This window comes from Pseudomonas sp. GL-R-19, assembly GCF_019956375.1.
Classification (GTDB): Bacteria; Pseudomonadota; Gammaproteobacteria; order Pseudomonadales; family Pseudomonadaceae; genus Aquipseudomonas.
In genome coordinates, this window is sequence record NZ_JAHBDJ010000055.1 from 84,524 (window position 1) to 110,401 (window position 25,878).

At 58.4% G+C, this 25,878-nt stretch carries 23 protein-coding genes and 4 tRNA genes; 9 read left to right on the top strand and 18 right to left on the bottom strand.

Annotation, left to right across the window (positions count from 1 at the left end; all coding sequences use genetic code 11):
- The first annotated feature begins 1 nt into the window (after position 1).
- From KGA83_RS23755 to KGA83_RS23770, 4 genes are all read left to right on the top strand, one after another.
- Positions 2–1,342: an HlyD family type I secretion periplasmic adaptor subunit gene (locus KGA83_RS23755; RefSeq protein WP_108219124.1), complete on the top strand. Its 1,341-nt coding sequence runs from the start codon at positions 2–4 to the stop codon at positions 1,340–1,342.
- A 1-nt stretch (position 1,343) separates the two neighbouring features.
- Positions 1,344–2,672, top strand: a complete 1,329-nt coding sequence (locus KGA83_RS23760; RefSeq protein ID WP_108219125.1) for a TolC family outer membrane protein — start codon at positions 1,344–1,346, stop codon at positions 2,670–2,672.
- Between the two features lie 231 nt (positions 2,673–2,903).
- The gene (locus KGA83_RS23765) at positions 2,904–4,034 is read left to right on the top strand and encodes a carbon-nitrogen hydrolase family protein (protein WP_108219126.1); all 1,131 of its coding nucleotides are present in this window, start codon (positions 2,904–2,906) and stop codon (positions 4,032–4,034) included.
- Positions 4,035–4,037: 3 nt separating this feature from the next.
- Positions 4,038–5,078, top strand: coding sequence for an AraC family transcriptional regulator (locus tag KGA83_RS23770; protein WP_223531057.1), 1,041 nt, complete (start codon positions 4,038–4,040; stop codon positions 5,076–5,078).
- 343 nt (positions 5,079–5,421) lie between these two features.
- Here KGA83_RS23770 and KGA83_RS23775 read toward each other — a convergent pair whose 3' ends face one another.
- The 11 genes from KGA83_RS23775 to KGA83_RS23825 all read right to left on the bottom strand — a co-directional run bounded on the left by KGA83_RS23775 (position 5,422) and on the right by KGA83_RS23825 (position 15,815).
- Entirely contained in the window at positions 5,422–6,225 is an 804-nt protein-coding gene (locus KGA83_RS23775) for a DUF2242 domain-containing protein (protein ID WP_108219128.1), read from the bottom strand.
- 203 nt (positions 6,226–6,428) lie between these two features.
- Positions 6,429–8,300: a SurA N-terminal domain-containing protein gene (locus KGA83_RS23780; protein WP_108219129.1), complete on the bottom strand. Its 1,872-nt coding sequence runs from the start codon at positions 8,298–8,300 to the stop codon at positions 6,429–6,431.
- Between the two features lie 233 nt (positions 8,301–8,533).
- Entirely contained in the window at positions 8,534–8,806 is a 273-nt protein-coding gene (locus KGA83_RS23785; RefSeq protein WP_002552737.1) for an HU family DNA-binding protein, read from the bottom strand.
- Between the two features lie 149 nt (positions 8,807–8,955).
- A complete protein-coding gene (gene lon / locus KGA83_RS23790) occupies positions 8,956–11,352 on the bottom strand; it encodes an endopeptidase La (RefSeq protein ID WP_108219130.1) in 2,397 nt (798 codons plus the stop codon).
- Between the two features lie 161 nt (positions 11,353–11,513).
- The gene (gene clpX / locus KGA83_RS23795) at positions 11,514–12,797 is read right to left on the bottom strand and encodes an ATP-dependent Clp protease ATP-binding subunit ClpX (RefSeq protein WP_007982210.1); all 1,284 of its coding nucleotides are present in this window, start codon (positions 12,795–12,797) and stop codon (positions 11,514–11,516) included.
- Between the two features lie 112 nt (positions 12,798–12,909).
- Complete coding sequence (gene clpP, locus KGA83_RS23800; RefSeq protein WP_108219131.1) at positions 12,910–13,545, bottom strand: ATP-dependent Clp endopeptidase proteolytic subunit ClpP; 636 nt, start codon at positions 13,543–13,545, stop codon at positions 12,910–12,912.
- A gap of 93 nt (positions 13,546–13,638) precedes the next feature.
- Positions 13,639–14,949 (bottom strand): trigger factor, encoded by a 1,311-nt coding sequence (gene tig, locus KGA83_RS23805; RefSeq protein WP_108219132.1) that lies wholly within the window; start codon positions 14,947–14,949, stop codon positions 13,639–13,641.
- Positions 14,950–15,335: 386 nt separating this feature from the next.
- Positions 15,336–15,411: transfer RNA gene (locus KGA83_RS23810), tRNA-His, on the bottom strand.
- Between the two features lie 77 nt (positions 15,412–15,488).
- A tRNA-Leu gene (locus KGA83_RS23815) sits at positions 15,489–15,573 on the bottom strand.
- Between the two features lie 57 nt (positions 15,574–15,630).
- Positions 15,631–15,706 (bottom strand) — tRNA-His (locus KGA83_RS23820).
- Between the two features lie 32 nt (positions 15,707–15,738).
- Positions 15,739–15,815 (bottom strand) — tRNA-Arg (locus KGA83_RS23825).
- A gap of 274 nt (positions 15,816–16,089) precedes the next feature.
- Here KGA83_RS23825 and folD point away from each other — a divergent pair.
- A complete protein-coding gene (folD, locus tag KGA83_RS23830; protein ID WP_008001570.1) occupies positions 16,090–16,944 on the top strand; it encodes a bifunctional methylenetetrahydrofolate dehydrogenase/methenyltetrahydrofolate cyclohydrolase FolD in 855 nt (284 codons plus the stop codon).
- Between the two features lie 236 nt (positions 16,945–17,180).
- Entirely contained in the window at positions 17,181–18,119 is a 939-nt protein-coding gene (gene pbpG, locus KGA83_RS23835) for a D-alanyl-D-alanine endopeptidase (RefSeq protein WP_108219133.1), read from the top strand.
- A 212-nt stretch (positions 18,120–18,331) separates the two neighbouring features.
- Here the strand turns inward: pbpG and KGA83_RS23840 are convergent, their stop codons facing one another.
- On the bottom strand, positions 18,332–18,538 hold the full coding sequence (locus KGA83_RS23840; protein ID WP_108219134.1) for a DUF6021 family protein: 207 nt from the start codon (positions 18,536–18,538) through the stop codon (positions 18,332–18,334).
- 95 nt (positions 18,539–18,633) lie between these two features.
- Positions 18,634–19,368: a peptidase C39 family protein gene (locus tag KGA83_RS23845; protein ID WP_108219135.1), complete on the bottom strand. Its 735-nt coding sequence runs from the start codon at positions 19,366–19,368 to the stop codon at positions 18,634–18,636.
- Between the two features lie 179 nt (positions 19,369–19,547).
- Between KGA83_RS23845 and KGA83_RS23850 the strand changes: the two genes are divergently transcribed.
- A complete protein-coding gene (locus KGA83_RS23850; RefSeq protein ID WP_177413303.1) occupies positions 19,548–19,715 on the top strand; it encodes a hypothetical protein in 168 nt (55 codons plus the stop codon).
- Between the two features lie 78 nt (positions 19,716–19,793).
- Here KGA83_RS23850 and KGA83_RS23855 read toward each other — a convergent pair whose 3' ends face one another.
- Positions 19,794–20,543: a TerC family protein gene (locus tag KGA83_RS23855; protein WP_223531058.1), complete on the bottom strand. Its 750-nt coding sequence runs from the start codon at positions 20,541–20,543 to the stop codon at positions 19,794–19,796.
- 29 nt (positions 20,544–20,572) lie between these two features.
- The gene (locus KGA83_RS23860; protein WP_008048837.1) at positions 20,573–20,815 is read right to left on the bottom strand and encodes a hypothetical protein; all 243 of its coding nucleotides are present in this window, start codon (positions 20,813–20,815) and stop codon (positions 20,573–20,575) included.
- Positions 20,816–20,950: 135 nt separating this feature from the next.
- Here KGA83_RS23860 and nhaR point away from each other — a divergent pair, with 135 nt between their 5' ends.
- A complete protein-coding gene (gene nhaR / locus KGA83_RS23865) occupies positions 20,951–21,850 on the top strand; it encodes a transcriptional activator NhaR (RefSeq protein ID WP_223531059.1) in 900 nt (299 codons plus the stop codon).
- Here nhaR and KGA83_RS23870 read toward each other — a convergent pair.
- Positions 21,837–22,997, bottom strand: a complete 1,161-nt coding sequence (locus KGA83_RS23870) for an MFS transporter (RefSeq protein WP_223531060.1) — start codon at positions 22,995–22,997, stop codon at positions 21,837–21,839. The genes nhaR and KGA83_RS23870 overlap by 14 nt on opposite strands.
- 453 nt (positions 22,998–23,450) lie before the next feature.
- On the opposite strand from KGA83_RS23870, the gene sstT reads away from it, so the two are divergent.
- Positions 23,451–24,683, top strand: a complete 1,233-nt coding sequence (gene sstT / locus KGA83_RS23875; RefSeq protein WP_108219139.1) for a serine/threonine transporter SstT — start codon at positions 23,451–23,453, stop codon at positions 24,681–24,683.
- A gap of 125 nt (positions 24,684–24,808) precedes the next feature.
- Here the strand turns inward: sstT and KGA83_RS23880 are convergent, their stop codons facing one another.
- Both KGA83_RS23880 and KGA83_RS23885 read right to left on the bottom strand, forming a co-directional pair.
- Complete coding sequence (locus KGA83_RS23880; RefSeq protein ID WP_108219140.1) at positions 24,809–25,318, bottom strand: DUF1993 family protein; 510 nt, start codon at positions 25,316–25,318, stop codon at positions 24,809–24,811.
- 203 nt (positions 25,319–25,521) lie between these two features.
- Positions 25,522–25,848 carry an SDR family NAD(P)-dependent oxidoreductase gene (locus KGA83_RS23885; RefSeq protein ID WP_223531061.1) on the bottom strand — a complete coding sequence of 109 codons (327 nt, stop codon included), beginning with the start codon at positions 25,846–25,848 and terminating at the stop codon, positions 25,522–25,524.
- Between the last annotated feature and the right edge of the window lie 30 nt (positions 25,849–25,878).

A 25,878-nucleotide genomic window follows, 5' to 3' on the forward strand; every position in this document is an offset into this window, starting at 1 on the left:
CATGCAAATGAGCCAACACACCGAGATAATCAAAGCCGATACCAGGAGCATGGTAGATCTGGACGTCGGCAGGCCCGCGCGATGGGGCGTGTGGCTGGTGCTCGCCGGCTTCGGCGGCTTCCTCCTGTGGTCCTGGCTGGCGCCGCTGGATGCCGGCGTGGTCGCGACAGGCACGGTCAAGGTCACCAACAATCGCAAAGCCGTGCAGCATCTGAGCGGCGGTACCGTGGAAGCCATTCTCGTTCGCGAAGGCGATCTGGTGACAAAAGGTCAGGAGGTGGTCCGCCTCGACTCGTTGCGTGCCGCTGCCGAAGAGGGTGCGGTCAGCGCCCAGTACATCGTCAGCAAGACCGTGGAAAACCGCCTGGAAGCGGAACGTGACGGCCGCGCTGTGGTGAACTTCGATCCCGAGTTGCTCACGCGCTTCAAGGGTGATCACCGCCTGGAGGCCGCCATGGACCTGCAACAGCGCCTGCTGGACACCCGGCGTGCTGGGCTCGCTGGCGAAATCAGCATCCTGCAGGAAAACCTGGCCGCGTCGGCGGTGCAGCTCAAGGGCCTGCAGCAGGTCTATAGCGCCCGCGCCTCGCAGATCAACTTCCTCAACCAGGAACTGCAAGGCACCCGCGTGTTGACAGCCGAAGGCTATGTGCCGCGCAACCACCTGCTTGAGCTGGAACGCAGCAATGCCGACCTCTCCGCCGGTCAGGCCGAGAACCTCAACAACATCGCCCGCGTGCGTAGCCAGACCACCGAAATCAAGCTGCGCATCCTGCAGCGCCAGCACGACTACCTGAAGGAAGTCGAATCGCAACTGACCGACACCGCCAAGGAAAACACCACCCTGGCCGACCGCTTGCGCTCGCTGGACTATGAAGTGACCCACACGGTGATTCGGTCGCCGATCGATGGCATGGTCCAGGGCCTGAGCATTGCCACCGTTGGCGGGGTCATTCAGCCCGGCTTCAAGATCATGGAAATCGTCCCGGTCAACGAACCGCTGCAGGTCGACGCGATGATTCCCGTGCAGGCCATCGACAAAATGGTCCCCGGCCTGCCCGTGGACATTTCCTTCCCGGCCTTCAACCATGCCAAGACGCCCAACATCCCCGGCCGCGTGAAGACTATCTCTGCCGACCGCCTGATGGACGAGGAAAGCAAGCAACCGTTCTATCTGGCCCAGGTGGAAGTCACGCCCGATGGCATGGGCCTGCTCGGCAGCAATCACATTCGCCCCGGAATGCCCGCCAGCGTCACCATCAAGACAGGCGAACGCAACATGATCAGCTATCTTCTTAAACCAATGCTCGATCGTGTGGACAGCTCATTCAAGGAACAATGAGATGGAACGTCATTGCCTGCTCTTCTGCCTGCTGGGACTGGCCCTGCCGGCCAGTGCCATGGACCTCAAGCAAGCCTGGGATCTGTTGCTGTTCCAGGGCCCTATCTACCAGGCCTCCGTGCATGAAAAAGAGGCTGGCGAGGAAAACCGCGCCATTGGCAAGGCCGGCCTGCTACCGCAGATCAATGCCTCGGGCTACCACAACAAGGTCAATGGCTCCCAAAGCCAGAACAACGTCGACAGAGATCTCCATTACGACTCCAAGGGCGCCAACGTGCGCCTGCGCCAGCCGCTGTTCAACAAACAGAAGATGGCCGAGTACCGCCAGGGTCAGCAGCGTGCCGACTACAGCGTCGCGGTGTTCGATGCCAAAACCCAGGACGCCGCGGTGCGCCTGGCCGAAAGCTATTTCGATGTGCTCCTGGCCAGCGAAACCATCGTCCTGGCCAAGTCCAAGCTGAACGCCTTCGAAGAACAGCTCGCCTCGGCAAAACGGCGCATGGAGCTGGGGGCCGGCACCGTCACCGACATTGACGAGTCGACCGCTCGCCGCGACCTCGCCGACGCCGAACTGATCGAAGCGCAAGACAACCTGATCAACGCGCGCACCAAGCTCGAGGAATATATCGGTGAAACCCCCGAGTCGCTGACCACCTTGCGCCCGAGCTTCGATACACCACCGCTGCTACCGAGCAACCTGCAGGACTGGTTGGTCAAAGCCCAGGTCGATAGCCCGCTGATCCATGCGCGCCGTTATAGCAGCGACCTCGCAGCAGAAGAAGTGAAGCGCGCCAGCGCTGGCCACTGGCCAACACTGGATTTCATTGCCGGCTACACCGCGGGTGAGAGCCAATCACTCTCCGAGTTGAATCAACGCAACCACTACGGCTCGATCGGGCTGGAAGTCAATATCCCGCTGTACAGCGGTGGCGGCGTCAGCGCGCTGACACGCCAGGCCAGTGCCAATAGCGATAAGGCCATGGATGAACTCGACGCCGCGCGACAGGAAGTCATCACCGAAACCACCCGTGAGTATCAAGGCATCCTGAGCGGCGCCAAACGCATTCGCGCGCTGGAGAAGGCAGTGGAATCCAACGAACGCTCACTGGCATCGTCACGCAAGGGCTTCAAAGAGGGTGGCACCAGCACCAACTCGGACGTCCTCAATGCAGAAGAGCTGCTCTTCGTTGCGCGCCACGATCTGTTCGACGCCAAGTTGCGCTATTTGATGTCGCGCCTGCGCCTGGCCTCATCGGTGGGCAGCCTGGGCGACGACGATATCAACCAGATCAACGAGTACCTCGGCCCGGAACTGCTGGTCACCAAATAACGCTCACCTGCCGGCCGGTCGAGCCAAATGATGGCCGACCGGCGTTCCCCTCCGTCAACTCACCTACCTTTAACCCGGCCCTTCATCGCTCCATCTCGGCGCAGACAGGCAGCCGCCGGCGAAAAAACAGTCAACGTTGAAACGCGTCCACTAAGCCCTTGATTCCCTTTATGCTCGATCCAGTTCCAAATCAAAAGCCACGCCCGGCTCCAGACTGTAAACTGTGTCCCCATGCGCAAACTCTTGTACCTGACATTCTCCATGGCGTTGCTCGCCGCCCTCACGACCTATGCGATGTGGGCCGCGGACCGGCCGGTGGGTCATTACCTTTCGGACCTGCGGATCAACCTGGCAGTCGACCAGGGTACGCCTGCGGACCGTGGCAATCTGCTGGGCATTCAGCCCGAGCTGTTTCCTACCGATTATCAAAGTCCCGAGCGTCTGCACCGCAAGCTCGCGGCCTATCTGCAGGCAGCCCGGGACCAGGGATTGTTGAACGGCAAGACCGTCGTCGTGTTGCCGGAACACATCGGTACCTGGCTGATGGTCAGCGGCGAGAAGGATGAGTTGTATCAGGCCAGCACTCTCAAGGAGGCCATGAACTGGCTGGCGGTGAGCAACCCCCTGAAGTTCGCCAAGGCGTTGATCAGCGCCGAGGGCGGCAACCGCCTGGACGATGCCCACCTGCGCATGAAAGCCAAGGCAATGGCCAGGGACTACCAGGCATTGTTCGGAGGGCTGGCCAGGGAATTCCACGTAACGCTGGTGGCGGGCTCCATCGTGCTGCCCGAACCGAGCATCATCGACGGCACCCTGAAAATCGGTCGCGGTGCGCTGTACAACAGCAGCGTGGTGTTCAACAGCGAAGGCGTGCCGATCGGCCAGCCCCAGCGCCAGATGCACCCGCTCTTCGCAGTACAGAACGGGATCAAGGCGAACGGCGACCACTCGTTCAACGTCGTTGATACCCCAGCAGGAAGACTGGGCGTACTGATCGGCCACGACAGCTGGTACCCGGAAAACTACCTCAAGCTCAACGACCAAAGCGCACAGTTGGTTGCAGTACCGGCCTTTGTCGCCGGCCGTGGCACCTGGGAACAACCGTGGCACGGCTACAGGGGATCGCCGGAACCGGCGTCGGTCAACTTGAAGCCTGGAGAAGTCAGTGAAGGCCAGGCCTGGCAGCGCCTGACCCTCACGACCCGGATACCGGCCAGTCAGGCTGTCGCTGGCATAAGTGTGTTCCTGCGAGGTCAGTTCTGGGATCAGGGCAGCGCCGGACATAGTTTCCTCAGCAGCAACGGCCAGCACTTTGCCGACGGCAACGCCCAGGGTGCGCGTTTGCTGAACCTCTGGTTGTAAGCCATGAAACCGCAGCCAATGCGCCTCGGCGATCTGTCGGTGGGTTTTGTTCATAGCCTGGCCGATGCCGTGCGCAGTCATGGTATCGATCCGCAGCCACTGCTCGATCAATACGGCCTCGATGCCGCGCGCCTGAGCGAAGCCGGTGCACGGCTGTCGATTCCGCGCTACATGCGCCTGGGCCACGGTGCCATTCAACTGACCGACGACCCGGCCCTTGGCTTGCGCATGGGCCAGCTCAGTCGCCTGAGCCAGGCCGGCCTCGCTGGCGTCACTGCGGCGCAGGCGCCGACCGTACGTGAAGCCGCGCGCTGCCTGATTCGATTCGAAGCCCTGTATGGTTCGAATTATCGGGGCCAATCAAGCTTTCACGAAGACGCCCAGGGCGCCTGGCTGCGCTTCTATTCGATCAGCCCCTACAACGCTTACAACCGCTTCGTGGTGGATTCGATCATCGCTGGCTGGTTGCATCAATTATCCAGTGTCAGCCCTGCCCCACTGCGCGCCGAACGTATCGAGATCGAATTCGAGGAGCCCGGTTACCGCGCGGCCTATGATGTTTTGGGTGACTGTCCGATTCAGTTTGGCGGCGAGCACAATCAACTGCGCTTGAGCCTTTCCAGTCTCGCCCAGCGCAACCCCGAGCATTGCCCGAGCACCTGGCGGCATTTGCTGCAACTGTGTGAGCGGGAACTGGAACAACTGACACGCACCCGCAGCCTGCGTGAACGCATCATCGCGCTGCTGGGACCCTTGCTCAATGGTGGCCGGGAGCCCGACCTGCTAGAGGTGGCGACACGCCTGAAGCTGCCCACCTGGACCTTGCGCCGCAAGCTCGCCGATGAAGGCACACAATTTCGTGCGATTCTCAACGACACCCGCCGCGACCTGGCCATGACTTACATACGCGACACCGAACTGGCGTTCGGAGAGATCGCCTACCTGCTGGGCTTCGCCTCAGCCGAAGCGTTTCAACGCGCCTTCAAACGCTGGAACGGGCAGACACCCGGCGAATTTCGCCGCAGCCATCGCCAATCCGCCTGATGCCTACAACTCGGTAGCGTCTTCCGCCGGCTCCAGTGGGTCCAGTTCGAAAGCCTGGTACTCGAGCAGTTCTTCTTGATAATCGTCCATTTTTAAATCCCCCAACCCGTAGTGAAAAACGCCTGAATAAATGACCCATTCCTTGAGCATAAAGTGCCAGCGTGAAGGAAAAATGACGCGGACACGACACTCTGTCGCTACTGAATAAAACGTAGCAGCTGGTCAGGAATTTTTCATTGGTTTTTTCGCGGGAGACCGCAGAACAGCGGTCTTGCTTGATGCGGGTCAATCTTTTGGCTGATCACAGGGTCGGGGCATTTGATCCGACCCTGTGGTGTCACCCTCACTGGCCGGAGACAGGCATCGCCGGAATGGGTTCGCTCGGTGGCGGCAAGTCACTCGGGTTCGACGGTGGCGTGACGATTTCCGGGGACGGTGCCGGCACTACACTCTCGGTCGGCGTGATCGGCGGCGCCTCAGGAGGCGGGGTAACCGGCTCGGAGGCCGCAGGCTCTGCAGCAGGTGCCGGGACAGGTGCAAGCGGTGCCGGCGCAGCCTTGGCTTCAGGCATACCCAGATCGGTTTTCGGCTTTTCGGTGATGTGCGCAGCCTTTTTCGCTTCTGGCGGCAGGAACAGCTCGACCAGCGCAAAGAAACGCTCGTAGAACTTGGCAGACGATACGGTTTCGCTGGCGACCTTGACCATCGAGTCATCGGAGGAGCCGATCGGCATCGACACCGAGCCCAGCACACCCACACCGAGACTGGCGGAGTTGTTGGTCTTCTTCAGTGCATAACGATCCTGCAGGGCGTTGGCGAATACGGTCGCGTGGTGCCCTTCGCTGCCGTCATCGGTACAGACCACACTGAAGCTGATCTCCATGTGGTTCTCGCCGGTCTGCTGGAAACTCTTGTGACCGCTGACCAGCTTCGAATCGTTGCTGGTGATGATGTAACCCTGGCTGAGCAAGGCACGACGGGCGGCTTCACAGCTCTGGGTATCGGTCACCGGATAGTTGCGGGAAAAGGTTCCGGAGTCGTCGAAGTTCTCATGCTCGTAGATGGCGGCCTTGTTCGATGAACAACCGGCCGCAGCGGCAAGCATGGCTGCCAGCCCGACAACCCGCATGGGAAGTGATTTAAACATTGAACATCCTGAGGAAAACGGTTCGGGGCATATTGTGCAACAGATCGATGCTTAGCGGAGCATCGATCGTGTCTTAAAACGATTACAGGCTGATTGACCCCGGTTTTACGGAAAAGTCACCACGGCAAATGACGTACGGCCAAATAAAAAGACCCCGGCCTTTCGGCCGGGGTCTCCTGTGCAGCGCTAAACCTGGTCAGGCATCAGTAACGCTTGATGTCCGCCTGGCTTTCCAGCTGCTTGCGGTAAGCCGCAAAGTCTTGCTGGCCGATGCGGGAAGCGAGGTAGCGACGATACTGTGCTTTCTCTTCTTCAGTCGGCGCCGCAGCTTCGTTCACGCCATTGAGGCGCAGGATCATCAGGCTGCCATCCGCCAGCGTCACGCTGGTGAAGGTCGGCTTGTCCTTGGCCGCAGGCTTGGCCATACGGAACAGCGCCTGCAGCACCGCAGGATCAACCCCTTCCTGAGCGCGGGTCGCCGCTTTGGTGACTTTCCAGGCCTGGCCATCGATCGCCTGATCCAGCGGGGTCTTGCCATCGCGCAGGCTGGCAATCAGGGCCTCAGCCTTGGTCTTGGCATCGGCGCTGGCGTGCTCCTTGGCCAATTGCACACGGATCGCGGCAGAAACGCTTTCCAGTGGCAATTGCGAAGGTTTCAGGTGCTCCTTGGCACGCAACACGACCACGGTTTCCGGATCGAGCTCGATGGCGGCGCTGTTCGCCCCCTCATCCAGGACTTCCGGGCTGAACGCAGCAGTGATTACGGCACGGTTGGATGTAATACCCTCACCGCCTTCACGGCCGAACGGCTTGGACGTCTGCACGGTCAGTTTCAGGTCCTGCGCTGGCTGAGCCAGATCGGACGCTTCGAACGAGGCGTCTTCCAGTTGCTTGCTCGCCTCGACGAAACGCTGCTCGACCTGCTGGGTCTTCAGAGCATGGGTCAGCTTGTCTTTCAGGCTGGCGAACGTTGGCACTTCTGGAGCTTCCACGCCCAACAGCTTGATCAGGTGGAAACCGAAGTCGGTGCGAACCGGACCAGAGACCTGGTCCTGGGCCAACGAATACAGGGCTTTTTCGAACGCCGGGTCGTAGACGCCAGGACCGGCATAACCCAGGTCACCGCCGTTGTTCGCCGACCCCGGATCCTGGGAGAACTCCTTGGCCAGCGCCTCGAACTTCTCACCCTTGGCCAGACGGGCCTGGATCTCTTCGATCTTCGCCTTGGCTTGCGCCTCGGTGGTCTTGTCATTCACCTCAATCAGAATGTGCGCAGCCCGACGTTGCTCGGACAGGTTCGCGATTTCTTTCTGATAGGCCGCTTGCAGGTCTTGGTCGTTGACGCTGACCTGGTCGAAGAAGGAAGCCTTCTTCAGCTCGAGGTAATCGATGACCACCTGATCCGGCGTCATGAATTCCTTGGCGTGTTCGTCGTAATAAGCCTTGACCTCATCGTCGGTCAGCTTCACAGCCGCCGGGTCGGCCTTGATGTTCAGGGAAGCGAAATCGCGGGTCTGTTTTTCCAGACGGGCAAACGCCAGTACCTGTGCATCGGTCACGAAACCGCTACCGGCCAGGCCGGCACGCAGCTGACCAATCAACATTTCCTGAGCCAGCATCTGGCGGAATTGCATGCGGCTATAGCCGAGTTGACGAATCACCTGGTCGAAACGCTCAGAGCTGAACTTGCCATCGACCTGAAACTCTGGTGTTTGCAGGATGACCTGATCAAGCGCCGCTTCGGAGAAAGCGAATTTCGAATTTTCTGCGCCTTGCAGCAGCAGTTTGCGATCGATCAGGCCCTTGAGCGCCGATTCGCGCAACATTTTTTCATCCAGCAAGGATGCATCGAAATCCTTGCCCAGCTGTTGCATGAGCTGGCGGCGTTGCATATCGACCGCCTGGCTCAGCTCGTTCTGGCTGATTTCATCGCCATTGACCTTGGCCGCATCATTACTGTGCGACGTGGCCTTGAAAATGGCGTCGAAACCGGTCAAGGCCATCAGAACAACGATGACCCCGATAATAGTCTTGGCAATCCAGCCTTGTGAATTGTCCCTGATATTCTGCAGCATGCGTCCCCCAGAAACGGTTGAACTTCAAAATTAGGCAACCGTGGAGCGTGGGTAGAATCCGGATAGAAGAAAGGCGCATCCGAGGATGCGCCTTCTCGTAACTGGCGGAGCGGATCGAGGACTCGAACTGGCGACCCTCGGTGTCTTGAACCGGCGACCTGCAGTCAGGACTGCCGCTCCGCTGCCAAGTCAGGCATGACCCCGACCCGGATGGGTAAAAGCCTGAATAGAACTTAGTTGACAGCTTCTTTCAGTGCTTTACCGGCTTTGAAACCTGGTTTTTTGGCTGCCGCGATTTCCAGCGTCTTACCGGTCTGTGGGTTACGACCAATGCGAGCTGGACGATCAGTTACCGAGAAAGTGCCGAAACCAACCAGAACAACAGAGTCGCCAGCCTTGAGAGCGCCAGTGACGGATTCGATTACAGCGTCCAGCGCACGGCCAGCAGCAGCTTTCGGGATATCAGCGGATGCAGCGATAGCATCAATCAGTTCCGACTTGTTCACTCTAAGTCCCCTTATATCTATTTGAGTATGATTCTAAGTTTTTTTGGTGAAAGCAAAAACGAGTGCTGAATGGCCTACAGACACTTAAGAGCCGCTTTATAACAAGGGCTCTAAAAAGCTGTCAAGAAAGCCCCCCAGGCAAATACGTACTAATGCGTGCTAATTCTTTCCTTAGAATCTGCGTCGCGCTTCTCATCCTTCGCGACTATCTCCGGAGCCACGTCCGGCAAGGGCTCCGGCGCGTATTGCAACGCAATTTGCAGGACCTCGTCAATCCATTTAACCGGTTTAATCTGTAGATCCTGCTTGATATTGTCCGGAATCTCTTTGAGATCGCGCACATTCTCTTCAGGAATGATCACCGTCTTGATTCCGCCACGATGGGCAGCCAGCAGTTTTTCTTTCAAGCCGCCAATGGCCAGCACCTGGCCACGCAACGTGATTTCGCCGGTCATGGCAACATCCGCGCGCACCGGAATGCCGGTCAATGCCGAAACCAGGGCCGTGCACATACCCACACCGGCGCTAGGACCGTCTTTCGGGGTCGCCCCTTCTGGCATATGGATGTGCGTGTCGCGCTTCTCATGGAAGTCCAGGGGAATGCCCAGGCTCTTCGCCCGGCTGCGAACAACGGTCAATGCGGCGGTGATCGACTCGACCATCACGTCACCCAGGGAACCGGTCTTGATCAACTGGCCCTTGCCCGGCACGACAGCGGCTTCGATGGTCAGCAATTCGCCACCTACCTGAGTCCACGCCAGCCCGGTCACCTGACCGATCTGATCCTGCTGCTCGGCCAGGCCGTAGCGGAATTTGCGCACGCCCAGGAAGTGCTCCAGATCGTCCGCAGTGACCTTCACCGAGAAGCGTTTTTCCAGCGCATGTTCCTTGACGGCCTTGCGGCAAACCTTGGCAATCTGGCGCTCGAGCCCACGCACACCGGCTTCACGGGTGTAGTAGCGGATGATGTCGCGGATCGCTTCTGCGTCAAACTCCAGCTCACCTTTCTTCAGGCCGTTGGCCGTAATCTGCTTTGGCGAAAGGTATTTGACGGCGATGTTGATCTTCTCGTCTTCGGTGTAGCCCGGCAGACGGATCACTTCCATCCGGTCCAGCAGCGCCGGCGGGATATTCATCGAGTTCGAGGTGCACAGGAACATCACATCGGACAGGTCGTAATCGACTTCCAGATAGTGATCGTTGAAATTGTGGTTCTGCTCGGGATCGAGCACTTCCAGCAACGCCGATGCCGGATCGCCACGCATATCGCTGCCCATTTTGTCGATTTCATCGAGCAGGAACAGCGGATTGCGGACACCCACTTTTGTCATCTTTTGAATCAATCTTCCTGGCATCGAACCGATGTAAGTACGGCGATGACCACGAATTTCCGCCTCATCACGCACGCCACCGAGGGCCATGCGCACGAATTTGCGGTTGGTGGCGTGAGCGATCGACTCCGCCAGGGACGTTTTACCCACCCCGGGAGGACCGACCAGGCACAACACCGGACCACGAATTTTCTTCACGCGTTTTTGCACGGCGAGGTATTCGAGGATGCGCTCTTTGACTTCTTCCAGGCCATAGTGGTCGGCATCCAGAATGTCTTCTGCACGCGCCAGATCCAGGCGCACTTTGCTCTGGGCCTTCCACGGCACCTGAACCAGCCAGTCGATGTACGAACGCACCACGGTCGCTTCTGCGGACATTGGCGACATTTGCTTGAGCTTGTTCAGTTCGGCCGTGGCCTTGGCCAGCGCGTCTTTTGGCAGGCCGGCGGCATCGATACGCTTCTTCAGCTCTTCGACTTCGTTGTGACCTTCATCGCTGTCGCCGAGCTCTTTCTGAATGGCCTTCATCTGCTCATTCAGGTAGTACTCGCGCTGACTGCGTTCCATTTGCTTTTTGACGCGACCACGAATGCGCTTTTCGACTTGCAGCAGATCGATCTCGGCATCCAGCAACGCCAGAACGTGCTCGACCCGGGCCGACAAATCGATGATTTCGAGGATTTCCTGCTTCTGTTCGATCTTCAGGGCCATGTGCGCGGCCATGGTATCCACCAGGCGGCCTGGCTCATCGATGCTGTTAAGCGATGACAGGACTTCGGCCGGGACTTTCTTGCCCAACTGCACATATTGCTCGAACTGGGATAGCAGACTGCGTACGAATACTTCCGACTCACGCTCTGGCGCGTTGACTTCGTCGATCAGGGAGACTTCGGCACGGCAGTGGCCGTCCACTTCGCTGAAGCGCTCAATGGCGCCCCGCTGCTCACCCTCGACCAGAACCTTGACCGTACCGTCAGGCAGCTTCAGCAGCTGCAGAACGGTGGCAATCGTACCTACGCGATACAGGGCATCTTCACCGGGATCGTCGTCAGCCGGGTTTCTCTGGGCCAGCAGAAGAATCTGCTTGTCACCCGTCATCGCAGCCTCGAGGGCTTCGATGGATTTCTCGCGCCCCACGAACAGCGGGATAACCATGTGCGGATAAACCACGACATCACGCAATGGCAGGAGAGGCAATTCGATGGTCGTCTTCATGATTTCGCCTCTACGGCGGCCGTAAGGCCGTAAACAGATGGAAGTAAACTTGAAACCAAGATGGGGGCTGCCTTCAAAAAAAACAAGCGCAAAGACAGTGTTAAAACGCACTAAAAGAAAAGGGGCCCGAAGGCCCCTTCTTTATTCAAGCTGCGTGACGCTTAAGCGTCCGGCGCGGCCTTGGCGGTCGGCTCACTGTTTTCGTAGATATACAGTGGCTTGGACTTGCCTTCTATCACGCTTTCATCGATCACTACTTTACTCACCTCCGATTGCGAGGGGATTTCATACATAGTGTCGAGCAATACACCTTCGAGAATCGAACGCAGGCCACGGGCACCGGTTTTACGCTCCAGGGCACGCTTGGCGACCGATTTCAGTGCGTCGGAACGGAATTCCAGATCAACGCCTTCCATCTCGAACAACTTGGCATACTGCTTGGTCAGAGCATTTTTCGGCTCGGTGAGAATCTGCATCAATGCAGCCTCGTCAAGCTCGTCCAGCGTGGCAAGTACCGGCAGACGACCGACGAATTCCGGGATCAGACCGAACTTGACCAGATCGTCAGGCTCGACTTCACGCAGGGACTCACCGACTTTCTTGCCTTCTTCCTTGCTGCGCACTTCTGCGTTGAAGCCGATGCCGCCCTTGGTGGAACGGTTTTGAATAACCTTTTCCAGACCAGAGAACGCACCACCGCAGATGAACAGAATGTTACGGGTGTCGACCTGAAGGAATTCCTGCTGCGGATGCTTGCGACCACCTTGAGGCGGAACGGAAGCGACCGTGCCTTCGATCAACTTGAGCAGGGCCTGCTGCACGCCTTCACCGGATACGTCCCGTGTGATCGACGGGTTGTCAGACTTGCGCGAAATCTTGTCGATTTCATCGATGTAGACAATACCCATCTGGGCTTTTTCCACGTCGTAATCGCATTTCTGCAGCAGCTTCTGAATGATGTTCTCGACATCTTCACCCACGTAACCCGCCTCAGTGAGGGTGGTTGCATCAGCGATGGTGAACGGAACGTTCAGCAAGCGGGCCAGTGTTTCGGCAAGCAGGGTTTTACCCGAGCCTGTCGGGCCGATCAGCAGGATGTTGCTCTTGCCGAGTTCGACGTCGTCATTCTTTTTGTCACGCTGATTCAGGCGCTTGTAGTGGTTGTACACCGCTACGGCCAGAACCTTTTTCGCACGCTCCTGACCAATCACATATTGATCAAGGATGCCGCTGATTTCTTTAGGCGAAGGCAATTTATGCGCGCTGCTTTCGGCCTGTGCCTCCTGCACCTCCTCGCGGATGATGTCATTGCACAGGTCGACGCACTCGTCGCAGATAAAGACCGAGGGGCCGGCAATCAATTTGCGTACTTCATGCTGGCTTTTGCCACAGAAGGAGCAATAGAGCAGCTTGCCGTTGTCCTCGCCGTTGCGGGTGTCAGTCATTCGTTCGATCCAAATCCGATAGGCTTGCAACACAAGATGAAGGCTATTGCGGGCTTTTTCAAGCCCGCTGGTGATCGGACCCGCCGACCAACCCTATTTTGAGCTGCTTATTTCAGGCAGGGCGCTGGGTGATCACTTCATCGATCAACCCGTACTCACGCGCGGCTTCTGCACTCATGAAATTGTCGCGGTTGGTATCGCGCTCGATTTCTTCAAGAGTGCGCCCGCTATGCAGGGCCATCAGCGTGTTGAGACGCTCACGAATAAAGAGGATTTCCTTGGCATGGATTTCGATATCCGACGCCTGCCCCTGGAAACCGCCCAGTGGCTGGTGAATCATCACTCGCGAGTTCGGCAGGCAGTAACGCTTGCCAGCGGCACCGGCCGTCAGCAGAAACGCGCCCATGCTGCACGCCTGACCGATACAGGTGGTCGCCACGTTGGGCTTGATGAACTGCATGGTGTCGTAGATCGACATGCCTGCCGTCACCGAACCGCCCGGGGAGTTGATGTAGAGATGGATGTCCTTGTCCGGGTTCTCCGCTTCAAGGAACAGCAATTGCGCACAGATCAGGTTGGCCATGTAGTCCTCTACCGGACCAACCAGAAAGATCACTCGCTCCTTGAGGAGACGCGAGTAGATGTCGTAGGCGCGCTCGCCACGAGCGGACTGCTCGACAACCATCGGGACCAGGCCGCCTGCGGCCTGGATATCAGAGTTCTGCTGAATATACGAATTACGGAACATGCTCTGCAGTCACTCCCAAATAGTTATGTCTTGAATACGCATAAGCCAGCTCGAAGGCTGGCTTATGGTGTTTGCTTCTTACCGCAAAAACAATCAGTCGGCTTGTGGAGCTTCTACCGGCTTGACCGCTTCTTCGTAAGAGACCGATTTGTCGGTCACGCTAGCTTTCTGCAGAACAGTATCCACAACTTGCTCTTCCAGCACAACCGAACGAACTTCGTTCAGTTGCTGGTCGTTCTTGTAGTACCAGGACACAACTTGCTCAGGCTCTTGATAAGCCGAAGCCATTTCCTGAATCATCTCGCGAACGCGGGTTTCGTCAGGCTTGAGGTCGAATTGCTTGACCACTTCAGCCACGATCAGGCCCAGCACTACGCGGCGCTTGGCTTGCTCTTCGAACAGCTCGGCCGGCAGCTGGTCAGGCTTGATGTTGCCGCCGAACTGCTGGACAGCCTGCACACGCAGACGGTCAACTTCGTTGGACAGCAGAGCCTTTGGCACTTCGATCGGGTTGGTGGCCAGCAGACCGTCCATTACCTGATTCTTGACCTTGGATTTGATCGCCTGACGCAGCTCACGCTCCATGTTCTTGCGAACTTCGGCACGGAAGCCATCCAGACCGGTTTCCTTGATACCGAATTGAGCGAAGAATTCTTCGGTCAGTTCTGGCAGCTTTGGCTCGGAAATGGTGTTGACGGTCACGGTGAACTCGGCAGTTTTGCCAGCCAGGTCCAGGTTCTGATAGTCCTCTGGGAAAGTCAGGTTCAGAACGCGTTCTTCACCGGCTTTAGCGCCAACCAGGCCATCTTCGAAACCAGGGATCATGCGGCCGGAACCCAGTACCAGCTGAGTACCCTTGGCGGAACCGCCAGCGAACACTTCACCGTCGACCTTGCCGACGAAGTCAATGTTCAGCTGGTCTTCGTTTTGAGCGGCGCGGTCGGCCACTTCGAAACGGGTGTTCTGCTTGCGCAGGATTTCCAGCATTTTGTCCAGATCGGCATCAGCCACGTCAGCGCTCAGGCGCTCGACGGTGATACCTTCGAAACCGGCAACGGTGAACTCAGGGAACACTTCGAATACGGCAACGTATTCCAGGTCCTTGCCCGCTTCCAGGGACTTAGGCTCGATCGAAGGCTGGCCAGCCGGGTTCAGCTTCTGCTCAACCACAGCTTCGTAGAAGGAAGACTGGATCACGTCGCCTACAGCTTCCTGGCGAGCGTCGGCACCGAAACGGCGCTTGATTTCGCTCATTGGCACTTTGCCTGGACGGAAGCCAGCAATCTTGGCCTTTTGTGCGGTCTGCTGCAGACGCTTGTTGACCTGGCTCTCGATGCGCTCAGCCGGCACGGTGACGCTCATGCGGCGCTCAAGAGCAGTAGTATTTTCAACAGAAACTTGCATGGATATTCCTCGTTGCACAGACGTTAGCCGGCCGTTTCCGACCCCAGAATCAAGGGCATGCATTCTAGTGGGTCAAACTCAAGAAGTCACCCTACTGAAAACGGGTAAAAACGCAGCAGGCAATTTATAGGTGCGGATGCACGAATGCACCTCGCTCCGATGGCAAATACTACCAATCACGCCAGGGCTCTGCGCCGACCCTTCCATATATAGAAGAGATCGCCAATCACCTCCCTGACAGCCGATCTCGCAAGCAAGGCCGGCGGACAGGACGGCATCATCGAGAAACATAAATACGACGAAACGCCCTGCCCCTGCAGCCCGGAACCTGCGGCCACCGAAACAAAAAAGGCGCCAGACTTTTCAATCTGGCGCCTTTCGAAATATGGGGTGGACGATGGGGATCGAACCCACGACAACGGGAGTCACAATCCCGTGCTCTACCAACTGAGCTACGCCCACCATATTGCCTGTTAAAGAAGCCAAACAACTTCTTTATCAAGCTCCAGCCAGGCCAGCAGCCTGAGTGAAGCTTTAATTGGTGCGGATGAAGAGACTCGAACTCTTACGCCTCGCGGCGCTGGAACCTAAATCCAGTGTGTCTACCAATTCCACCACATCCGCGGATGAAGCCTTTAAAGCAAAGGCGCCAGACTGTTAATCTGGCGCCCTTTCGAAATATGGGGTGGACGATGGGGATCGAACCCACGACAACGGGAGTCACAATCCCGTGCTCTACCAACTGAGCTACGCCCACCATATCGCGTTACTTGTGCCAAAGCTGCCTAATGGCGCACCCGGCAGGACTCGAACCTGCGACCATCCGCTTAGAAGGCGGATGCTCTATCCAGCTGAGCTACGGGCGCCTTGTTAGCTGTACCCTTGGAGGACTACAAACTAAGTGCTTTCCAGTCTCGCAGAACCAAAATCCCGCTCAACCTTCTTAACCAGTGCTAGGCTGTGCCCGACAAGTGCGACGAATAGTATAGAGCCCCCCGAAGGTCGTCAAATCCTTTTTAAAAAAAATTCATTTAATTAAAGGAGTTAGGGGAATTTGCAGACCAAGCGCCTTTGCCCTCACCGCATGACATGCGAGAATGCGTTCTCTTTTTTTCCCCTCTCGATGGTTAATCACGCGCAATGACTGCACAACTAATCGACGGCAAATCGATCGCCGCCAGCCTGCGCCAGCAGATCGCCCAACGTGTCACCGAGCGTCGCCAGCAAGGCCTGCGCACGCCCGGGCTTGCGGTGATCCTGGTCGGCAGCGATCCTGCCTCTCAGGTTTATGTCTCGCACAAGCGTAAAGACTGTGAAGAGGTCGGCTTTCTATCCCAAGCTTATGACCTGCCTTCCGAAACCACTCAAGAAGCGCTGACCGAACTGATCGATCGCCTGAACGACGATCCTGCAATCGACGGCGTTCTGCTCCAGCTTCCGCTTCCCGAACACCTGGACGCCTCCAGATTGCTGGAGCGCATTCGTCCGGATAAAGACGTCGACGGGTTCCATCCTTATAACGTCGGTCGCCTGGCCCAGCGCATCCCGCTGCTGCGCCCCTGCACCCCCAAAGGCATCATGACCCTGCTGGAAAGCACCGGGGTCGATCTCTACGGGATGAATGCCGTGGTCGTCGGTGCATCCAATATCGTTGGTCGCCCGATGGCCATGGAACTGCTGCTGGCCGGTTGCACCGTGACGGTCACCCACCGTTTTACCAAGGACCTGGCCGGCCATGTCGGTCGTGCGGACCTGGTCGTCGTGGCCGCCGGCAAGCCGGGCCTGGTCAAGGGTGAATGGATCAAGGAAGGCGCGATCGTGATCGATGTCGGCATCAACCGTCAGGACGACGGCAAGCTGGTCGGTGACGTGATCTACGAAACCGCCCTGCCCCGCGCCGGCTGGATTACTCCGGTACCGGGCGGCGTAGGCCCGATGACTCGTGCCTGCCTGCTGGAAAACACCCTGTACGCTGCTGAAACCCTGCACAGCTAAGTTTCAACACGGACGCTGACAGCGTGACAAGGAACCCCGCCCTGGCGGGGTTTTTTTCGCCCGCGAAATACACCGACCATCCGCCGGAAAATGACTTTTTTTTCATGTTCTCAGGACTTTCACCTGTTACTTGAACAACCATCGACAGTTATTCAGCCATACTCCAGAATGTCGCGCTTTTCAGGAAACAGCCCGTTACAAAACGGCTTATCAACATCCTTTATGAGTCTGCCAGCGTGAAAATCCGTCTTTCCATCCTGAGCCTATTTTTTGCAGTTACAGGGACTTTCCTCACGCCAATCGCCAGCGCTGACGAGACCACCGCGGCGCCGCGAGAGACGAAGACACTCAAGCTCGCTTCCGGCAGCTCCTTTCTGCTGGACATGCAGACCAACAAAGTCATCTATGCCAGCAATCCTGACGTGGTGGTGCCGATCGCTTCCGTCAGCAAGTTGATGACTGGCCTGGTCGTGGTTGAATCTCGGCAGAACATGGACGAATACATCGACGTCAACATCAGCGACACACCGGAAATGAAAGGCGTGTTCTCCCGGGTCAAGCTGCGGAGCGAACTGCCGCGCCGGGAAATGCTGCTGATTGCCCTGATGTCCTCGGAAAACCGCGCCGCCGCGACTCTGGCGCACCACTATCCGGGCGGCTATGCCGCGTTCATTGCTGCAATGAACGCAAAGGCCCGGGCACTGGGCATGACCAACACGCATTTCGTCGAGCCGACCGGTCTCTCCCCGCGCAACGTGTCGACCGCTCGCGACCTGAGCAAGCTGTTGATCGCCGCGCACAAGTACCCGCTTCTGACCGAGCTGAGCACGACCAAGGAAAAAACCGTCTCGTTCCGTAAACCCAACTACAGCCTGGGTTTCCGCAACACCGATCATTTGGTCCGCAAGCCGGACTGGGACATCCAGCTGACAAAAACCGGTTTCACCAACGAAGCAGGTCACTGCCTGGTGCTGGTGACCCGAATGAGTAACCGCCCGGTGGCCTTGGTGATCCTTGACGCCTATGGCAAGTACACCCATTTTGCCGATGCCACGCGCATGCGTAATTGGGTAGAGAGCGGAAGGAGCGCGGACGTGCCTTCCGTAGCCTTGCAGTACAAGGCAGACAAGAACCTCAAGCAGCGGCAGAGCGGCGTGGTTGAAGCCTCGAAGTAACGTAATGGCAACGCACAAAAAGCCCCGATCGATCGAAATGCTGTTCTTTGTAGGAGCGAGCTTGCTCGCGATGGCCGTTAACGATAACGCGTGTTTACTGGCTAAACGCGGCGCTCTTGAATCCATCGTCGGAACGCCGCCCGGAGCAAGCTCGCTCCTACAACAGCATTACCGATCGAACGGGGCTTTTTTTCGCCAGCCTGTCGTTGCGCCTAGGGTTTGAGATTACCCAGCGGATCATAGGGCTTGGCCGGAGCCTTGGGGTTGTCGCCCGGTTTCACGTCCCTCGGTGCCTTGGCAGGCCCGATCGGGTCGACCTGTGGATCGGCAAGGTCCGGGGAGTCGGGATCGAAACCCAGTTCATTACCAGATGAATGCTCAGATGAGTGCGGACCGACGGGCGTTGTGGATCGAACCATGGGCACCTCCTGATCTCGGCCCGGAATAATGCTCCAGGCCCTTAAGAATCAGAGGCTGATGACGGACAAAGGTGCCCGGCGGATGACAAACGGATTTACTGTGCGGCCAAGGCTTTTTTAGCCTTCGCAGCCGCTTGCTCCTGACCGGTCTGAGCCAGATCGTTGGCGGCCTTGAGCCATCGCTGTTGATCGACCTGGGCCGGGATCTGCGTCGGATTCTGGATCAGCACGGCCCAACCACCGGCGTCCTTGAACGCCGACTCGAAGGAGCCGAAGCTCATCAGCTCGCGGCGATTCATCCCGGCACGCAGCAGGACCGTCTGCTTCTGGCGGTTGTAACCGGCCAGAATGGCGTAACGCGGTTCAGCCCACAGGGCCGAGCCTTCGGTAAAGCGCACCATCACCGGATAACCGGCGGCGACTTGCGTCAACAAGGCCGGCAGGTTGCTGTCGAGGGGATAAACCACCATCCCGTACTCGCGGGCCAGGTTCTGCATGTTCTGTTGCAACTGGGCTTCGCCCCCCGGCAAATGCAAGGGTTTGTCGAGTAACCCCGGGGTAATCACGATGCCCTGCTGGGACAGCATGCTGGCCAGCACCTGTGGCCCGCTTTGATACGCATCGCCCCGGTAGAATCGGCCGCTGAGTTCGACACGCTCCGGCAAACGCTTGATCTCGGGTGCAACGCTACCGGCACAGCCCGCCAGGCTTGCCACGCAACCGGCTATGAGCATGGTCGACAAAATTCGAGAAAATACCCGCACCATCGTCTCTCTCTTGTTCAGGTTCAGACGCCAGGCAATCCCATTCCCGGCTTGGTCGTCGATCATAGGTCGCCGCGCCGCTACGGTATAGCTCTAAACGGTAGTCGCGTGCATTCGATAGAGCGAACTGGTTGGTGACTGTCGACTTTCGGTCAATAGCCTGAAATACAGCAACGGCTAGACTGTTCCCTGAAGGGACGACAGCGAAGCGCGTGTGCCCACAGCAGGGCAAGGAGGAGGCACAGATGAGCCTGACCATGATCATTGTGATGTTGATTAGCGGTTGGCTGGCGGTAGCCGCCGCCATGCTGTGGGGCGTGCTGCGCATTACCCGCCGCCACCATAACCCTGTCCGGCCAGTCCCCACGCCAGAAGCGGACGAGACGCCGAGCCAGCACGCCAACGCTCACTGACAACACGCTTACCCGTTACCAACAAAAACGGCCGCCTGCACCCCACGGAGTTCAGGCGGCCGTTTCTTTTAGCGTGGGTCAAGCCTCAGTGGCTACCCGTTTCTGCCTGGACCGGCGGGACATCATGTTCAACACCTCGATCGAAGCCGAGAATGCCATGGCCGCATAGACGTAGCCTTTCGGTACATGGGCGCCAAAGCCTTCGGCAATCAGCGTCATGCCGATCATGATCAGGAAGCCCAGGGCCAACATCACCACCGTCGGGTTGTCATTGATGAACTTGGCCAGCGGATCAGCCGCCAGCAACATCACCAGGACCGACACCACCACCGCGATGACCATGATCGGCAAATGCTCGGTCATGCCGACAGCGGTAATGATGCTGTCGATGGAGAACACCATGTCCAGCATCAGGATCTGACCGATCGCGGCAGCGAAGCCCAGGGTCACGGTCGAGGTCGCCGACTTCGGATCTTCCGGTGCCGGGTCCATGCTGTGATGGATCTCGGTAGTCGCCTTCCACAACAGGAACAGGCCACCGGCAATCAGGATCATGTCTTTCCAGGAAAACGCGTGGCCGAGAATCTCGATCACCGGATTGGTCAACTGGACGATGAACGCAATGGTGCTCAGCAAGCCCAGACGCAGGATCAGCGCCATGCCGATACCGATGCGCCGAGCCCGCTGTCGATTGTGCAAGGGCAGCTTGTTGGTCAGGATCGAGATGAAGATCAGGTTATCGATGCCGAGCACGATTTCCATCACGATCAGGGTGGCAAGGGCGGCCCAGGCGGTGGGGCTGGCGGCAAGTTGTAAAAGGTAGTCCATGGGTCAGTCCTGACTCGTTGTAATACGGTTTAGATTTCCTGGGAGGAAGATTCGGTTTTTTCCGATTCTTTTTCCGATGATTCTTTTTTGCTGATCAACCCGCTGGTGGCGTCACTGAGTGCTTGCTCGGCGGCCTTGTGGGTATCGTCAATCGCCTGTTTGGCGCTTTCGGCAGCCTTGCCCATCAATTGTTGCGCGCTTTTCTCGGCCTGGTCGCAACCGGCCAGTACCAGTAAAGACGTGATCAACAGTGCCGTGGCTTTAAGCTTCATGATGCTTTCCTCGATAGAACGAACGGGACCTAAACGATGGCCCGTTGATAGCGATGCATTCTAGGGAAGCAAACACTTCAGGAAAATTCGTATTTTCAGCGGTTATACTTCGATTTTTACGAACTGTAGATCACCATGCTCAACTATCGGCAATTGCATTACTTCTGGGTGGTGGCCAAGACCGGCAGCATCGTGCGCGCCTGCGAGCAACTGAACCTCACGCCACAAACCATCAGCGGGCAGATTTCATTGCTGGAACAGACCTTTGGCATCGAGTTGTTTCGGCGCGTCGGACGGCAACTCGAACTGACCGAGGCCGGACGCCAGGCCCTGCCCTACGCCGAGCAAATGTTTCAGCTGGGCGGCGAACTGGAACTGATGCTGCGGGCACAACCCAATGAGCAGCAGATTCTGTTTCGTGTCGGAGTGGCCGACGTGGTGCCAAAATCCATCGTCTATCGCCTGATTGCACCGACCATGGAGCTGAGCGAACCGCTGCGCATCACCTGTCGCGAAGACAAGCTTGAACGTTTGTTGGCCGACCTGGCGATCCAGCGTCTGGACCTGGTGATTTCCGACAGCCCGATGCCGTCGCACCTGGACATCAAGGGCTACAGCCAGAAACTCGGTGAGTGCGGGATCAGCTTCTTCGCCACCCCGGAACTGGCGGCACGTTATGGACACGACTTTCCGCGCAACCTGCACGGTGCGCCACTGCTGATTCCCGGCCCGGAAACCGTGGTGCGCAGCCGATTGCAACGGTGGTTTGCTGAGCAGCAGGTCCAGCCGAAAATTGTCGGCGAGTTCGACGACAGCGCCCTGATGCAGGCCTTCGGCCAATCCGGCAGCGGGATCTTCATCGGCCCGAGCGTGATTGCCGATGAAGTGCAACGCCAATATGGCGTGGAGGTGATCGGCCAGACCGACGCGGTGAGCGAGTCGTTCTATACCATCTCGGTGGAACGCAAGGTCAAGCACCCCGGAATTGTCGCCATTACCGAAGGTGCCCGACGCGAGCTGTTTACAACGCTGTGACCTCTTCGCGCGGCTTGAAGGTCATCAGGGCGATGGCCAGCAGGATCGAAGCCAGAATGAAAGCGGCGGCGGCGAAGCCAAGGCCTTGCAGGCCGACGCTGTCGATCACCCGCCCCCCGATCATCGCGCCCAGGCCAATACCGAGGTTGGCCCCCGCGATGTTCAACGATGCGGCAAACGCTGGTGCTTCGGGCGCCGCTTTCATCAGGCGCACATGGCTGACCAGGAACAACGCCGCCTGGGTCACGCCCCAGATGCCCATCGCCGCCGCCAGACCGAGCGGCGAATGGATGTTCGGCACCAGCGCCACCAGGCCGGCAATCATGAACGCACAGAACATCATCGACGCCATCAGCGGGTGACGGTCCACCGCCCGGCCACCCAAGGAGTTGCCGATCAACCCGACCGCGCCAAAGCCCATCAGGCACCAACCGACCACGGTGCCGTTGAAGCCGGCCAGCCGCTCAAGAATGTCCGCCAGATAGGTGTACGCGGTGAACATGCCGCTGAACACAATCACTGACAGCAGCACGTGACCGAGCATCAGCGGGCTGCGCAGGATCTTGAACTGCGACCGGAAGCTCACCTGATGCTGGTGCAAGTTGGTCTTGGGTAGATAGATAAACAGCAGCAACGCCTTGGCAAAGGCAATGACCGCCAGAATGGCAAAGGCACTGCGCCAACCGAACGCATCGGAAATCAGCGTGCCCACCGGAATCCCGAACACCGTCGCGCAAACAATGCCGAAACCGATCTTGGCAATGGCGCGACCGGCGTAATCCGGCCCGACGATGTCCACCGCCGTCTCGCTGGCCAATGCCCAGAACACCGGCAAGCCCAGCGCCGGGATCAACCGGGCAAACGCCATCACCCAGATGTTCGGCGCCAGCGCCGCCAGCGTGTTGGCCAGGCCAAACATTATCAGCACCGAAATGAACAGCTTGCGGCGCTCGAAGCGGGCGAAGTATGCCGTCAGGAACGGCCCGAACGCGGCCACGGTGAAGGCGAATAACGTCACCAGCAAACCAGCCTGCGGGATGCTGACCTCCAGATCCCTGGCGATAGCCGGCAACAGGCCAACGATGATGAATTCCGTGGTCAGCACCGTGAAACCGGCGGCAGACAACAGAAGAATGGGCAACAGCATGCAGAACTCCAGAAAAAACGACGACACCAGCGATAGCCCGAAGGCCCACTGGCAGACATGAAAATGAGGATGGCGAATCTTAACAGAGTGTTTCCGCACACGGTTGCACGAACCTGCCTATCTCGTTGAATGGCATGGTGGCAGTTCGTCACAGGTCTGAAAGATCGTGCCTGCGCTGTGATAAAGTCCGCGCCCTGAAAAACGTACACCCTGTGATCAAAGCCGATCATTTAAGGGGCAAACCTGTGGGAGCGAGCTTGCTCGCGATGGCGGACTGTCAGACAACGCAAGTGTCGACTGTGCCACCGTCATCGCGAGCAAGCTCGCTCCCACAAGGAATGCGGCGTTCTACACCCTGTGTTCACCTCTCGGTTTCCCGTCTGCGGCCTGCCCTGCTTGTTGCTGCAACTGCGGCGAAATCATGCACTTATAAAAAATCAGAGATGCCGTTTTATGACTGCTTCATCCCCTTCTCTCTTGCAACGCCTGAAACGCTTGAGCCTGGTCACGCAGATCGTGATCGGCCTGATCGCCGGTATTGCCCTGGCCCTGTTTGCCCCTGACGTGGCGAAGTCCACGGCGTTCATCGGCAAAGTGTTTGTCTCGGCACTGAAAGCCGTCGCACCGATTCTGGTGTTCGTACTGGTTATGGCGTCGATTGCCAACCACAAGCACGGTCAGGAAACCCACATCCGTCCGATTCTGTTCCTGTATCTGCTGGGCACTTTCGCCGCCGCCGTGGTCGCGGTGGTTGCCAGCATGATGTTCCCGTCGAGCCTGGTGCTGTCGACCCAGGACGTCGCGGTGACTGCACCGGGCGGGATTGGCGAAGTGCTGCAAAGCCTGTTGCTGAGCGTGGTCGATAATCCGGTCAGCGCCCTGATGAACGCCAATTTCATTGGCATTCTGGCGTGGGCAATCGGCATGGGCATCGCCATTCGCCACGCCGGCGACACCACCCGTGAAGTGCTGGGCGACCTGTCCAACGGCGTGACGGTGATCGTGCGCCTGGTGATCAGCTTCGCCCCGCTGGGCATCTTCGGCCTGGTGGCCTCGACCCTGGCCACCTCCGGTTTCGGCGCCTTGCTCGGCTACGCCCACCTGCTGGCCGTGCTGCTGGGCTGCATGCTGTTCGTGGCACTGGTGATGAACCCGCTGATCGTATTCTGGAAACTGCGTCGCAACCCGTACCCGCTGGTGCTGACCTGCCTGCGTGAGAGCGGCATCACGGCGTTCTTCACCCGTAGCTCGGCGGCGAACATTCCGGTCAACCTGGAATTGAGCAAGCGTCTGGGCCTGCACGAAGACACCTACTCGGTATCGATCCCGCTGGGCGCGACCATCAACATGGCCGGTGCGGCGATCACCATCACCGTGCTGAGCCTGGCGGCCGTGCATACGCTGGGCATCGCCGTGGACATTCCGACCGCGATTCTGCTGAGTGTCGTCGCAGCGATCTGCGCCTGCGGTGCTTCGGGTGTGGCCGGTGGTTCGCTGTTGCTGATTCCGCTGGCGTGCAGTCTGTTCGGCATCCCGAGCGAAATCGCCATGCAGGTGGTGGCGGTCGGTTTCATCATCGGCGTATTGCAGGACTCGGCGGAAACCGCGCTGAACTCGTCCACCGATGTGCTGTTCACCGCGGCGGCTTGCCTGGGTGAAGAGCAGAAAGCCGAGCGTCTGGCCTGACACTCACCCACTGTAGGAGCGAGCTTGCTCGCGATGGACTCAAATACAACGCGTTCAATCAGAAATTACGCGTTATCGTTCACGTCCATCGCGAGCAAGCTCGCTCCTACAAGTACCTGGACGGTTTAGAACGCGCCCATGTAGTCGCGCTTGCCCACTTCCACGCCGTTGTGGCGCAGCAGTGCGTAAGCGGTCGTGACGTGGAAGAAGAACTGCGGCAGGCCGTAGGTCAGCAGGTAAGCCTGGCCGGTGAAGCGCTTCTCTTTAGGCGTGCCCGGACGGGTCACGATCTCGATGCCTTCCTTGCCGTTGATCTGCTCCGGCGTGAACTCGCCGATGTAGGCCAGAACCTTGGCGATCAGTGCTTGCAGCTCAGCGAAGGTGGTTTCAGTGTCGTCGTACTTCGGCAGTTCGACTTCGGCCAGACGCGAAGAAATGCCTTTGGCGAAATCAACGGCGATCTGCACCTGACGCACCAGCGGGAACATGTCCGGGAACAGGCGCGCTTGCAGGAACGCGTTCGGGTCGATGTTTTTCTCGGTGGCGTGGGCTTCGGCCTTTTTCAGCACACCGCTGAGGGCGTTGAGCATTTGCTGGAGAACAGGGATGGAAGCGTCGTACAGGGAAATGGTCATGGCAGGTCTCGTGTGGAGGGAACGTGGGTCATGTGCATCTGTAGGAGCGAGCCTGCTCGCGATGGACGTTAACGATAACGTGTCCTGTCTGAATGAACGCGCTGCGCTTGAGTTCTTCGCGAGCAAGCTCGCTCCTACAGGTGATCGGCTTTGGGACGTGGGCCGATTATAGCCATGCACGCCCCTCCCGAGACCGGACTTTTTCAGCTGCCGTACACTTTGGCCGCCGGAACCGCTTGCGTCATCAGTTGAGCGACGGCATCGCCCATCTCACCGACCGCCCAGCGGCCCTGGCGATCCAGTTGCGGACCACGGCGCCAGCCGTCGGCGATCGACAACTTGTCGCCCTCGACCTGCCCACGCCAGTACTTCACGGCATGGCTGGAAATGCAGAAGTGGCCCTTCAGGTGCACGGCCACCACGACGTCCCAGTCGGCTTCGCTGGGGCTGGCGAACATGCGGTCGCGGCAGATGCCGGCGTTGTTGACCACCACATTCAGGTCGCCGAAGGTTTCGATGACCTGACACATGATCAGCCCCGCCGAGTCCTAGCGGGTAAT